The 12927-nt window shown below is 63.5% G+C and carries 13 protein-coding genes; 9 read left to right on the top strand and 4 right to left on the bottom strand.

What is annotated here, in order from left to right:
* Nucleotide 1 precedes the first annotated feature (1 nt).
* Together mocR and NKI25_RS01350 are read left to right on the top strand one after the other, a co-directional pair.
* Nucleotides 2-1468: a rhizopine catabolism transcriptional regulator MocR gene (gene mocR, locus NKI25_RS01345; RefSeq protein WP_352997848.1), complete on the top strand. Its 1467-nt coding sequence runs from the start codon at nt 2-4 to the stop codon at nt 1466-1468.
* Between the two features lie 191 nt (nt 1469-1659).
* The gene (locus NKI25_RS01350) at nt 1660-2025 is read left to right on the top strand and encodes a GFA family protein (protein ID WP_352595383.1); all 366 of its coding nucleotides are present in this window, start codon (nt 1660-1662) and stop codon (nt 2023-2025) included.
* A gap of 31 nt (nt 2026-2056) precedes the next feature.
* Here NKI25_RS01350 and NKI25_RS01355 read toward each other — a convergent pair whose 3' ends face one another.
* Nucleotides 2057-2500: an SRPBCC family protein gene (locus NKI25_RS01355; RefSeq protein ID WP_023675820.1), complete on the bottom strand. Its 444-nt coding sequence runs from the start codon at nt 2498-2500 to the stop codon at nt 2057-2059.
* Between the two features lie 169 nt (nt 2501-2669).
* On the bottom strand, nt 2670-3914 hold the full coding sequence (locus NKI25_RS01360; protein ID WP_352997850.1) for a DegT/DnrJ/EryC1/StrS family aminotransferase: 1245 nt from the start codon (nt 3912-3914) through the stop codon (nt 2670-2672).
* A gap of 346 nt (nt 3915-4260) precedes the next feature.
* Between NKI25_RS01360 and NKI25_RS01365 the strand changes: the two genes are divergently transcribed.
* From NKI25_RS01365 to NKI25_RS01385, 5 genes are all read left to right on the top strand, one after another.
* Complete coding sequence (locus NKI25_RS01365) at nt 4261-5235, top strand: polysaccharide deacetylase family protein (RefSeq protein ID WP_245274661.1); 975 nt, start codon at nt 4261-4263, stop codon at nt 5233-5235.
* 67 nt (nt 5236-5302) lie between these two features.
* Nucleotides 5303-6271, top strand: a complete 969-nt coding sequence (locus NKI25_RS01370; RefSeq protein WP_023675817.1) for a rhizopine catabolism ABC transporter substrate-binding protein — start codon at nt 5303-5305, stop codon at nt 6269-6271.
* Nucleotides 6272-6419: 148 nt separating this feature from the next.
* Nucleotides 6420-7535 (top strand): ABC transporter permease, encoded by a 1116-nt coding sequence (locus NKI25_RS01375; protein ID WP_023675816.1) that lies wholly within the window; start codon nt 6420-6422, stop codon nt 7533-7535.
* 14 nt (nt 7536-7549) lie between these two features.
* Nucleotides 7550-8362 carry an ATP-binding cassette domain-containing protein gene (locus NKI25_RS01380; RefSeq protein ID WP_023675815.1) on the top strand — a complete coding sequence of 271 codons (813 nt, stop codon included), beginning with the start codon at nt 7550-7552 and terminating at the stop codon, nt 8360-8362.
* Nucleotides 8363-8394: 32 nt separating this feature from the next.
* Entirely contained in the window at nt 8395-9501 is a 1107-nt protein-coding gene (locus tag NKI25_RS01385) for a Gfo/Idh/MocA family protein (protein ID WP_023675814.1), read from the top strand.
* Between the two features lie 25 nt (nt 9502-9526).
* Here the strand turns inward: NKI25_RS01385 and NKI25_RS01390 are convergent, their stop codons facing one another.
* Both NKI25_RS01390 and NKI25_RS01395 read right to left on the bottom strand, forming a co-directional pair.
* The gene (locus NKI25_RS01390) at nt 9527-10300 is read right to left on the bottom strand and encodes a FadR/GntR family transcriptional regulator (RefSeq protein WP_352453268.1); all 774 of its coding nucleotides are present in this window, start codon (nt 10298-10300) and stop codon (nt 9527-9529) included.
* Between the two features lie 30 nt (nt 10301-10330).
* Nucleotides 10331-11332 (bottom strand): LysR family transcriptional regulator, encoded by a 1002-nt coding sequence (locus NKI25_RS01395; protein WP_023675813.1) that lies wholly within the window; start codon nt 11330-11332, stop codon nt 10331-10333.
* Between the two features lie 107 nt (nt 11333-11439).
* Between NKI25_RS01395 and NKI25_RS01400 the strand changes: the two genes are divergently transcribed.
* Both NKI25_RS01400 and NKI25_RS01405 read left to right on the top strand, forming a co-directional pair.
* Nucleotides 11440-12054, top strand: a complete 615-nt coding sequence (locus NKI25_RS01400) for a nitroreductase family protein (protein ID WP_352997853.1) — start codon at nt 11440-11442, stop codon at nt 12052-12054.
* Nucleotides 12051-12908, top strand: a complete 858-nt coding sequence (locus NKI25_RS01405; RefSeq protein ID WP_352997855.1) for an EamA family transporter — start codon at nt 12051-12053, stop codon at nt 12906-12908. Before NKI25_RS01400 ends, NKI25_RS01405 begins: the two co-directional genes overlap by 4 nt.
* Nucleotides 12909-12927 lie beyond the last annotated feature (19 nt).

Genomic DNA, 12927 nt, shown 5'->3' on the forward strand with positions numbered 1-12927 from the left:
CGTGGCCGACCACATGCGCCTTTCCCTCGACATCATGTCGGTCGACCGTGCTTCGGAAGAACCGATGCATCGTCAGATCTACGGCGCCTTGCGACGCTTCATCCTTGACGGCCAGATCCCGCAGAACACGCTGCTGCCGTCGACGCGCTCGCTGGCCGAAGATCTGAAGGTCGGGCGCAACACGGTCATCGCCGCCTATGACCAGCTCCTTGCCGAAGGTTTTATCGAGGCGCGTGCCGGATCGGGCACCTGGGTGGCGCCGATCCAGCAGAACCGCCCCTTGGCATCCCTGCGCGCCGGACTGGCAGCGCCGCAAAAGCTGTCGCGGCGCGGTCAGACCATCGTCAACGGCCCGCAACCGCCGCGTAATGCCGGCGTCTTCAATTTCCATCCGGGCGTGCCTGAAACGGCATCGTTTCCGTTCACCATCTGGTCAAGCCTTCTGGTGCGCAATGCACGCAGCCGCGACGAGAGCCTGCTTGGTTATCTCTCCTTTGCCGGCCACCCCGGCCTGCGTCAGGCCATTGCCTCGACCATCGGCCTGTCGCGCGGCATCAGCTGCACCGCCGACCAGGTGATCATCGTCACCGGTGCGCAAGCAGCACTCGATCTCGTCTCGCGCGTGCTGATGGACGAAGGCGACCATGTCTGGATGGAGGAGCCCGGCTATCTCGGCGCCAAGAGCGCCTTTCTCGCCAGCGGCGCCAGGCTGGCACCGTTGAAGGTCGACCGGCGCGGCTGGCATCTTGCCGATCCGGAGCTGCCGCCGCCGCGGCTGATCTATGTGACGCCATCCTGCCAGTGGCCGTTCGGCACCATCATGCGCATCGAGGAGCGATTGCAGTTGCTCGACATCGCCGAACGCAACGGCGCCTGGATCGTCGAGGATGACTATGACGGCGAATACCGGTTCCGCGGCCGGCCGGTGCCGGCGCTGCGCGGGCTCGATCATGCCGACCGCGTCGTCTATATCGGCAGCTTCGGCAAGACGCTGATCCCGGCGCTGCGCATCGGTTATCTGATCGTGCCGCGCGAATTGTCGGTGCCCTTCGACCGGGCGGTGAGCATCACCGGTCAGTTCGCGCCGCTGATCCTGCAGGCAACGGTCAACGACTTCATCACCCAGGGCTATTTCGCCACGCATCTCAAACGCATGCGCCGGCTCTATGCGCGCCGGCAGGCGAACTTCGTCAAGCTATGCCAGGAGCATCTGGCCGAATGGCTGACCGTCACGGAAAACGATTCCGGCATGCAGCTGCTGGCGAGCTTCGTCAGGCCCTATAAGGACAGCGACGTGGTTGCCGCGGCCGTCAAGGAAGGGCTCGACGTCCAGGGCATCTCGATCAACTACCATTCCACAGAACCCGAGCACGGCCTGTTGCTCGGCTATGCAGCGATGGACGAACGCCAGATCCTGCGCGCCGTGCTGGCGCTGCGCGCCGCGTTTCTAAGATTGGACAGAAGCTAGAGCCGGCTCTCCATCTCGTTCACCGCGGGGTTGAGTCAATCGCCCGCAGTGATTAGGAAGGTGGGGCGTCGGTCCTTGTTTTTCGGCGTTCGCGCAAAGCGCGCTTCCCAAGGCCGAACCACCCCGAAAACCAGAAGCATGCCCACCGCCGGTACGGCGGGCACGCATTCATCTGAACCATGAGGATTGCCATGAGAACCGCATCCTGTGCCTGTGGGCAACTGAGTATCTCCTGTAACGGAGAGCCGCAACTGGTCGCACAGTGCCACTGCCTCGACTGCCAGAAACGGACCGGCAGCACATACGGCGTCGCCGCCTTCTTTGCGCGCGACAAGGTAGAAGCCGAAGGCGACGCCAGTACCTACAGGCGATCGGCTCGGAGCGGCCATCACGTCATTTTCCATTTCTGCCCGGGCTGCGGCTCGAGCGTCTTCTGGGAGCCCGAGCGAAAGCCTGAATGGATCGCCGTCGCGGTCGGCTGCTTCGCCGATCCCGCCTTTCCGGCCCCGGCGCATGTTGGGTGGGAAGAACGGCGTCATCCCTGGGTTTCCGGTTAGCGACGCCAACCCGCCAGGGCAGCGCTTTATCTTACTGGTTGATCTCGGGTTCAACGAGCTTCGCCAGATTTCGCAGCGACTCCTGCCAGCCGAGATAGCAGGCCTCAACCGGGATGGCGTCTGGAATACCTGCCTGCGTGATATTCACTTCGGTGCCGACCGACACTTTCTTCAATGTCACGGTCACCTCGATCTCGCCGGCCAGGTTGGGGTCGTCGAAGCGGTCGGTGTAGCGCAGCTGCTCATTGGGGACGAGCTCGACATATTCGCCGCCGAACGAGTGGCTGTCGCCGGTGGTGAAGTTGCGGAAGGACATTTTGAACGTACCGCCGACTTTCGCCTCGAAGTGATGAACCGTGCAGGTGAAGCCGTTCGGCGGAAGCCATTTCGCAAGTGCATCTGCTTCGAGGAACGCGCGGTAGACTTTCTCCGGGCTTGTTGTCAGAACGCGGTGCAGCCGTACGGTGCCGGGCATATCGTTAATCCTCCGTGTTGGTGATCGATGCCCCCTAGGACGAGCGGAGCCCGGCCTATCCGACACGGGCCTGCGGATTTTTTGGCGACCGGTAATGCCGGCCGGAATCCTCGCCCGGCCGCCGGACAAGGAACTCGACCGCAGGGTAGCAAACCGCGCCGGATCTGGTCTAGTTCACACTGTCGAACTTCTGCAGATCAACCGGTGCCGCCTTGCGCAATTCGATATCATCGAGCGAAGCATTCTCCAGCGCCACCCGCACCGCCGCGTCGATGTTGTGGATCATGTCCTGAATGTCGGCATCGCTGTGCGCCGGGTTCATGGCGACCATCACGGTACGGTTGAGGATGTCGAGCGAGCGCTTGCCGAGGTCGTCGGGATAATCCAGCCGCAGGCCCTGGTTCTCGGGCAGTGCGTAAGGATTGAGCGCCGGATGATGCGCGCCTTCATGCATCAGCACCTGGTCCCACTGGGTGAAATTGTGACGGCCGGTCTTGCCGGCAACGACGCTCGGAATGGTCTTCGAAAAAGTCTGCGCCGCCTGCTCGCTCGGCAGCAGGTACATCACCTGTGCGGCACAATCGTCGTCCGCGCTGTTCATCGGCGACGGTGTCAGCCCAAGATTGTCGAGATGGCGGGTGCCGGCCAGCACCTTCTTTTTCTCGGCCCGCATCGCCTCGATGATGCCGTCCAGCCGGTCGAGTTGGACGTTGAGCATCGCCCCCATCAGTTCGGAAGCACGCGCGCCGATGCCGGCGAAGGGTTTGATGCTGTCGCTTCTGCCCTGCCAATAGAAATGGCAAGGGTCGATGGCGCAGCGCGCCCGCTCCGCCACTTTCGGATCGCTGGTGGCGATGCCGCCGCCCTCACCCGAGGTCATGTTCTTGAAATAGTTGAAGGAATAGGCGCCGGCATGGCCGATCGAGCCGAGCTTGCGGCCCTCATAGCCGCCGCCGATGCCTTGGCAGACATCCTCCAGCACCAGCAAGCCGCGCTTGGCAGCAATGTCCATGATCGCATTCATCTTGCAGGCCGCGCCCCACATATGCACCGGGATGATCGCCCTGGTGCGCGGCCCGATGGCGTCGCGCAAAGCGATGGGATCGATGGTCAGGCTCTCGTCGATATCGACGATGACGGGAATGGCCCCGACCGACAGCACCGCGGTCGCTGTCGCCATATAGGTGTGCGCGGGAACCAGCACTTCGTCCCCCGGGCCGATGCCGAGCCCGATCAGGCCGGCGGCGAGCCCATAGGTGCCGCTGGCGGCCAGTGCGAAATGCTCGACGCCAAGATGCTGCGCATAGCGGGCCTCGAAGCGGTCGCATTCGCTGTCCTTGCCGTAACGAAACAGCGCGCCCGAGCGGATCACCCTGGCAATGGCTTCGATTTCCTCTTCGCCGGCGGTGTACATGACAGGCCTCCAAGGCTCTTGATAATGTGGTCGCTTGATGGTGTGGACAGCTGTAGGCTTGTCGGCACAGTTTGAAAGAACCACTCCGCCGCTATTCGACCAAGCCATCTGCGCCCGGAAGACGGTTCCTATGACTGGTTTTGAACCGTGATTGGGGAAATCGGTAGCTAAGTGTCTCAGCCGGCAGGCAAATCGTACCCATCCGAATTCGCCAAAGTGGCCCTGTCGGAAACCCAACTTTCGGCGTTCCATTCCGGCCAGTTGGGCAAACGGTTGGTTCCATGAAATACGGGACACACTTTGGAAGACCCTCGAAACCGGCGCGCCGGCGGGAAGGCGGCCGGTCGTGAACGCCGCCGGCTCCAGCAAACGGATCGTGCTCCACGAGGACGATGTCGGCATGTGCCACGGCGCCAACAGCGCCTTCCTCGAATTGAGCGGGCTGGGTGTCTGCAGTTCCGGCGCGGTGATGGTGCCATGCCCGTGGTTCCTCGAAATGGCCGAGAGCGCCGTCGCCAAACCTGCCCTTGACCTTGGCGTTCACCTGACGCTGAACAGCGAGAAGCAGCATTACAAATGGCGGCCGTTGACCGCGCCGTCGCGGGCGGCCGGCCTGACCGACGAGTTCGGCTTCTTCTGGCCCGACGTGGCGACCACGCGCCGCAAGGCGGTGCCGCAGGCGGTCGAGGCCGAGCTTCGCGCCCAGATCGACACCGCCTATCGCGCCGGCATCGACGTCACCCATCTCGACGCGCATATGGGCGCGGCATTGTCGCCGGAATTTTGCGACATCTACATTAAGCTCGGGCTCGAATATCAGCTGCCCGTGCTGTTGACCAAGACCCTGTCCGCCTATTCCCCCAACGACAATCTGGTCGGCGTCACCGAGGAGGCGTTCCAGCGCGGCGTGGCGCTGGCCCGTGCCGGCGGCTTTGCCATTTTCGACGCCGCCATCCAGACGACCTGGGGCCGGCCGCGTTCCAGGCCGATCGAGCCGGCTTACAAAGCGCTCATCGAGGGTGTGCGCGAGGGCCTGACCTTCTTTTGCCTGCATTGCAACGCGCCCGGTGAACTCGAGCTGATCGAGCCGCGCTCCGCCTATATCCGCACCGAAGAGTACGAGCTGTTCCGCGACCAGGGCTTTCGCGACTGGCTCGCCGCACAGCCGATCGACGTCATCGGCATGAAGCCGTTGCGCGAGGAGCTTCGCGCCGCACTCTCGGCCGGGCGATTATCAACGACAGCCCGCGGCAACACCGCGGGCGAACAGCGATTGGCGTCGGCAAAGGCCCGCAAAGCGGCCACCCGATCCGCGACGTGAGCCGATCGTCGCGGCCGGAAAACGGCGCCAGAGGGATTGGAACTGCAACGACAAATGGGAGAATAAGATGAAAACTCTTCTGAAAGTGGCATTGGGCGCCTTCGTCTCGGCGGGCCTGATGACAGGCATTGCGCATGCCGCGGGGCTCAAGGATCCGAAGGACGTGCGCATCACCTTCGTGGTGCATGGGTCGGCGTCCGATCCCTATTGGTCGGTGGTCAAGCGCGGCGTCGATGACGCGGCCGCCCTTACCGGCGCCAAGGTCGAATATTACGCGCCGCAGGTCTTCGACGTGGTCGAGCAGGCCCGGCTTCTCGACGCCGCCATCGCCACCAAGCCGGACGGTATCGCCGTCTCCATCGCCGACGCCAATGCGCTCGGCAAATCGGTCAAATCCGGGCTTGCCGCCAATATTCCCATGGTGGTTCTGGATTCCGGCGAAAAGGAAGGCGCCGAGCTCGGCACTACGCTCTATGTCGGCACCGTTTCCGAATATGATTCCGGCAAGAAGGCCGGCGAGCGGCTGGCCAAGGAAGGCACGCTCAAGGTCGTCTGCATCAACCACGAGGTCGGCAATGTCAGCCTCGACCAGCGCTGCCAGGGCCTCAATGACGGGCTGAAGCCCTCCGGCGGCGGCACCGAGGTTCTGGCCGTGGCGCCCGATCCCGCAGACATCCAGCGCCGCACGGAAGCCTATCTGTCGGCGCATCCCGACACGCAGGCCGTCTTTGCGCTCGGCGCCACCGCCGCCAACCCGCTGATCCCGATGTTCCGCGACAAGGAACTGTTCGGCAAGCTCAAGCTCTACACATTCGACATCAGCCCGGAGGTTCTCGACTCTGTCGTCGCCGGCGAAATGGGCTTCGGCATGGACGCCCAGCAATATCTGATGGGCTATCTGCCGGTGATCTATCTGGTCGAGCAGGCAACGCACGGCTTCTGGCCGCAGAACAACGCCTATACCGGACCGCTGTTCATAGACTCGCCGGAAAAAGCCAAGGCGATCCTGGCGCTCGCCAAAGAGGGCATCCGCTAGGCAAGCGCTCCGACGGAACGGGAGAATGCGCCAAGCGCTCTCCCGATCCGTTCGAAGATTGCGAATTGAGCGATTGGAGAGCCTAATGGCGGTCGTGGAAGACAAGGCGATACCTCCGGGCGAACTGAAGGCGACCGACCGCTTCGGCATGACGTCGAAGCGGGCCGCCGGCGCCGACGAGCGGCTGGCCAGCACCGGCAAGCTGACCCAGTGGCTGCGCCGGCCGGAAGCCGGTGCCGCCGGTGGGCTGCTTGCGACGATCATCATCTTTGCGCTGCTGCCGGGCGCGGCAAACCTCTATTCGCTGCAGGGATCGATGACATTCCTGACGCTGTCGGCGGAGCTCGGCATCGTCGCCACCGCGGCAGCACTCCTCATCATCGCCGGCGAGTTCGATCTTTCGGTCGGCTCCATGGTCGGCTTTGCCGGTGTCGTCATCGGGCTGACGGTGAAGTACTGGGGCCTGCCGCTATGGGGTGGCATCGCCTGTGCCTTCGCCGTTGCCATCCTCACCGGCTATCTCAACGGCCTGATCGTGGTGAAGACGCGCCTGCCCTCCTTCATCGTCACGCTCGCCACGCTCTATATCCTGCGCGGACTGTCGATCGGCATCACCCGCGCCGTCACCGGCCGCACCCAGATCCCCTACATACTCGAAGGCGCACCGGACCCGGCGACGGCCGGCATTTTCAACGGCCATCTGCTCACCAGCCTGTTCCGCTGGATGGGCGCGCAAGGCTGGATCGCCACCCGCAGCGACGGCATTCCCTTCGTCGCCGGCATTCCGATGTCGATCGTCTGGTGGCTCGGCCTGACGGCGCTGGCCGGCTACGTGCTCACCCAGACGAAATACGGCAACTGGATCTTCGCCACCGGCGGCGACCTGATCGCAGCCCGCAACGTCGGCGTGCCGGTCGATCGCGTAAAGATCAGCCTGTTCGTCTACACCGCTTGCGCGGCGACACTGCTTGCCACCATCCAGGTGATGGAGGCGGGCTCCGCCGACACCACGCGCGGCCTGCTCAAGGAATTCGAGGCGATCATCGCCGCCGTCATCGGCGGCGTGCTGCTCACAGGCGGTTACGGCACCGTCTATGGCGTGCTGTTCGGCGCGCTGATCTTCGGGCTGGTGCAGATGGGTATCTTCTACACCGGCATCGACACCGACTGGTTCAAGGTCTTCCTCGGCATCGTCATCCTGATGGCCGTGCTGGTCAACAACTACATCAGGCTGAAGGCGCTCGGCCGCGGAGGTGGCAAATGACCGAACCGGCCCAAATGACCGAACCGGCAATGGAACTGCGCGGCGTCAGCGTCAATTTCGGCTCGGTGCGCGCCCTCCAGGACATCGACATCAAGGTCTATCCGGGCGAGGTCCACTGCCTGCTCGGCGATAACGGCGCCGGCAAGTCGACGCTGATCAAGGTTTTGTCCGGCGTCTATCGGCCGAGCAAGGGCGAAATCCTGGTCGACGGCAAGCCGGTCACCTTCCGCAGCCCGCGCGACGCGCAGGAGCTCGGCGTGGCAACGGTGTTCCAGGACCTCGGCATGATCTCGCTGATGTCGATCACCCGTAACTTCTTCCTCGGCCGCGAGCCGACCAAAAGCAGCCTGCCCTTCTCGCGCATCGACAAAGAGCGCGCCAACACCATCGCCAGGCAGGCGATGGCCGATATCGGCATCGACGTGCGCGATCCGACGCAGGCCGTCGGCACGCTGTCGGGCGGCGAGCGCCAGTCGGTGGCGATCGCCCGCGCCGTGCATTTTGGCGCGCGCGTGCTGATCCTCGACGAGCCGACCTCGGCACTCGGCGTCCACCAGGCGGCGATGGTGCTGAAATTCATCATCGAAGCGCGCATGCGGGGCCTGGCCGTCATCTTCATCAGCCACAACATCCACCATGCCTATCCGGTCGGCGACACCTTCACGCTGCTCAACCGCGGCCGCAATCGCGGCACCTACGCCAAGTCCGAGATCTCACGCGACGAGGTCATCTCGATCATGTCGGGCGGCGAGGATCTGAAGGCGGTCGAGGCGGAGATTGCCGGCCTGCTCGCCCAGATCGGCAACCGGCCGCCTGCGGCGCCTTGAGCTGACAATCGGACATTGCGGGGAATGATCCAATGAGCAGGATACGCGTCGGGGTCGTCGGCGCCGGCATGATCTCGCAGGTCGAGCATATCCCCAATCTGCTGCGCCTCGGTGAATTGTTCGAGCTGGTCGGCGTCGCCGATCCCTCCAGGATTTCGCGGCAGTTCGTCACCGACACCCATGGCATTGCCAATTTCGAAACGATCGACCAGCTCTTCGACCAACGCCTCGACGCGGTGGTGATCGGCTCGCCGGACCCGCTACATCACGAACAGGTGCTGGCGACGCTGGCGCGGGGCCTGCATGTCTTTTGCGAAAAGCCGCTCTGCTATTCGCTGGCGGAAATCGCCGAGATCGTCGCCGCGCGCGATGCCGCCAGGAAAATCATGCAAGTCGGCTATATGAAGCGCTTCGATCCGAGCTACCGGCTGGCGCTCGCTTCGCTGCCTGGAACATCAAGCACGCTGCGCGCGGTCTCGGTGGAAGTGAACGATCCCGACGCCTGGCCGTTCATCGCCCATCAGCCCTACAGGCGCGGTACCGATATCCCAAAAGACATGATCGCCGCTGTCGCGGCCAAGCAGAAGCGCCAGGTCGAAGACGCCATCGGTGTTCCCGGGACCGACCTCGCTTTCCGTGGATTTACCGGTGCTTACAGCTCGGCCTTGATTCACGACGTCAATGCCGTCCACGGCCTGCTCGACGCGCTCGGCGTGCCGGACGGCGAGGTCGTCGGCGCGCAGATCTTTGCCAATGGCGACGGCGGCCAGGGCGCCGTCAAGCTGCTGGATGGGCAGGCGCTGTGGACCATGACCCACCTCACCGTGCCCAAGCTCGCCGACTACAAGGAGCGGATCACGCTGTTCTTCGACGATGCCAGCCTCGAGCTCGAATTCCCCTCGCCCTGGCTCAACCATCATCCGACCCGGCTGACGGTGACGACCTCGGACGGTCACACGCTGTCGAAGAAAGATTTGCGTGCCGGTTACGCCGAAGCCTTCGTCGAAGAGATGCGTGGCTTCTGGGCAGCGATCGTCAATGGCGATGCGGTCGTCAACCCAGCCGAACACGCCGCCCGCGACCAGGCGCTGCTGATCGGGCTGACCCGGCGGCATCTCGCGACCGCACCCTTCGACTGAGCACTCCACCTGTAGCCGAACGGCGCTATCTGGACTTGATGACGCTGTCGGTATTGGCCAGCAGCTTGCGCACCGCATTGCGCGCCGCGTCCGGCCGCTGCAGACGGATGCTCTTCTCGATTGCCTCATGCAGCCTCTGCGCATGCTGCAAATCGTCGAGTTCCCGCGTGGTATAAGCAAATAGATGATCGAATGCTGATTCGATCAGCACGCCGAGCGGCACCAGCAGGTCGTTGCCCGAGGCCCGCAGGATGGCGAGATGAAAACGCGTGTCGGCGCGCGTGCGCTCCTGCAGGTTGGTCGCCTCGCCCATCTCGCGGCAGGCCTGGCTGATCTCGGCCATCTGCTCGTCGGTGCGCCGCATGGCGGCAAAAGCGCTGGCCTCCGGCTCGATGATGTGGCGGAACTCCTGCACCGTCCGGAGGAACACCTCGCGGTCCGGCGAGGTCGCATACCAGGCCAGCACGTCGCGATCGAGCAGGTTCCAGCGTTCCTTCGGCTCGACCCAGCTGCCGATTTTGGGACGTGACGACAGCAAGCTCTTCGCCATCAGCATTTTTATGGCTTCGCGCACCGCCGAGCGGCTGACGTCGAAGGTCTCGGACCATTTGGCTTCGTTGGGCAGGATGGTTCCCGGCGGATAATCGCCGCGCACGATCCTCAGCCCGATTTCGTTGGCGAGCGACGCATGCACGCTCGAGCCCGGCATGCGCGCCGCATCGGCCCGGCGGATACCGCTCGTGCGTTCGGCGAACGCCTCGGCCGCTGTCTTTCCCTTATTCGGCTTCGCGTCCTGCATGGCTCCACAGAGTCCGGATTTGGAGGCGTGTCAAGGAGATGAAATCGCCGGCAATATCTCAGCTTGATTTTCCGCATCCGTCGCCTCGCCGACACCGCGCTTTGCCGAGCCTTCACGCCGGGGAGGCACGAACGGCTTCTCCTTGTCCCGACTGAATTCCTCGATCAGGAAATCAAGGAAGACGCGGATTTTCGGGGCGAGATGCTGGCGTGCCGGATAGACCGCGTAGAGCGTGGTTTCGACCTTGTCCCAGTCATCCAGAGCCGATTGCAGCCGGCCTGCTTTCAGGTCGCTTTCGACATAGAGATAAGGGATCAGGCTGACGCCGAAGCCGGCGCGCAGCGCATCGCGCACGGCAAGGCTTGACGAGACCGAATATCGTCCGTCGATGGCGATCCGCTCGGCTCGGCCGTCCTTGCGGAACTCCCATATGTCCGCATGCCCCGAGAGGCTGAACCGGATGCAATTGGCCGCCTTCAAATCGGCGGGCGTTTTGGGCCGGCCATGCTTCTCGAAATAGGACGGAGCTGCGCAAATCACATGCGGCATGATCGCAAGCTTTCGGGCGACCAGGCTGGAATCCTCGAGATTGTCGCTGCCGCGAATGGCAAGGTCAAATCCCTCCCGCACGATATCGACGCGCCTGTCGTCAAGGTGCAGATCGAGCTTCAAATCGGGATAGCGCGATAGAAACGCGGGCATGGCAGCCGAAAGCCGCGTCAACGTGACAGTCATCGGCGCGCTGACCCGCAACGTGCCGCTCGGCGCCGTCTTGATCGGGCCGAGCACCTGGTCGGCCCTGGCCAGCGCATCGAGCCCCTGCGTGACATGCTCCAGGTAGATCCTGCCCTCTTCAGTCAGCGCCATGCGCCGCGTTGTCCGGTTGATGAGCCGCACCCCCAGATCCGCCTCCAGCTCGGCGATATTCTTGCTGATCGCGGGAGGCGAGAGACCGAGCCGCCGTCCGGCTTCGGCAAAACTGTTCAGTTCCGCCACCTGGCGGAAAACCTGCAGCGCAGTCAGGCGATCCATCTCACCATTCTCTTCTAGTAAATAATGTCTTTCAATTATCGCATATTATCGCTCATTGGTAAATTCTCTATCTGCTATCCGAACGGCTTGCTCAATTTCGGAATGACATGATGACCAACCCCGCAATCTCCCTTATCGAGCGACGCATGTCGGCCAATCGGTTCGATGCCTCGCATGCATTGACGGATGCCGAGGTCGAGGAACTGGCACGCCTCGCAACGCGCGCGCCAAGCGCCTACAACCTTCAGAATTGGCGTTTCATCGCCGTGCGGACGCCGGAAGCAAAGGCGCGGTTGCGCAGCTTGGCCCACGGCCAGGTCAAGGTGCAGGAAGCAGCGGTCACCTTCATCATCTGCGGCGTACTCCCCGACCACGCTGCCCATGCAAGGCTGCGTCCTTTCGTGGAAGCCGGCTTCATGCCGGTGGATATGGCTTCGGGCTGGCAGGAAGGCGCCCGCGCACAATATGCCGATCCTCTAGCGGCCCGCGACGAAGCGGTGCGCTCGGCAACGCTTGGCGCCGCAACGCTGATTTTCGCGGCCGAAGCGCTGGGCCTCGGCTCCGGTCCGATGGCCGGCTTCGACGCCGAAGGCGTGGCCCGCGAGTTTGGCCTTGGGCGCAATGAAGTGCCGGTGATGCTCATCGCGGTCGGCCGCGCCGCGCCCGGAAACTGGCCGCAAAAGCCGCGCCGCCCTCTTGCCGAAGTTCTGGAAATCTTATGAAAACGCACCGTTCCGATCTGCTGCTTACAGCCATCGCACCCGCGATATGGGGCAGCACCTATATCGTCACCACGCAGTTCCTGCCGAACTTCTCGCCGATGACGGTAGCAATGCTGCGAGCCCTGCCCGCCGGATTGCTGCTGCTGGCGATCGTTCGGCAACTGCCAACGGGCATATGGTGGCTGCGCAGTTTCATCCTCGGAGCCCTCAACATCTCGATCTTCCTGAGCATGTTGTTTGTCGCCGCCTACCGGCTTCCGGGCGGGGTCGCGGCGACCGTGCTGTCGGTCCAGCCATTGATTGTGATTTTCCTCGCTGCTGCCCTGCTTGCCAGCCCTGTCCGCCGGTTGGCGATTGTCGCCGCCCTTGTCGGGATCGCCGGTGTTGCATTGCTGGTGCTGACCCCGAACGCGACGCTCGATGCGGTCGGCGTTGCCGCCGGCCTCGCCGGGGCGGCCTCAATGGCCTTCGGAAGCGTGTTGAGCCGCAAGTGGCAGCCGCCAGCATCGCTGCTCGCCTTTACGGCATGGCAACTGACCGCCGGCGGTCTCCTTCTCGTTCCGGTGGTCCTGCTTTTCGAACCACCCATCCCGTTCCCGACCGCGGCCAACCTGCTTGGACTGGTGTGGCTCGGGCTGATCGGTGCGGCGCTGACTTATGTCCTCTGGTTCCGGGGCATTGCGCGACTGGAATCCGCAGTGGTGTCATCGCTGCTTTTCCTCAGCCCGGTGACCGCCGTGCTGCTTGGATGGGTATTCCTGGGTCAGAGACTGACCTTGCCTCAAATCGCCGGCGTCGTTTTCGTCATCGGCAGCATCTGGCTGGCTCAACGGCCCAATGGCAAGGAGTCCTAATGCATGTCGCGCACAAGTG

It is taken from the genome of Mesorhizobium sp. M0808 (assembly GCF_040320025.1).
GTDB lineage: Bacteria > Pseudomonadota > Alphaproteobacteria > Rhizobiales > Rhizobiaceae > Mesorhizobium.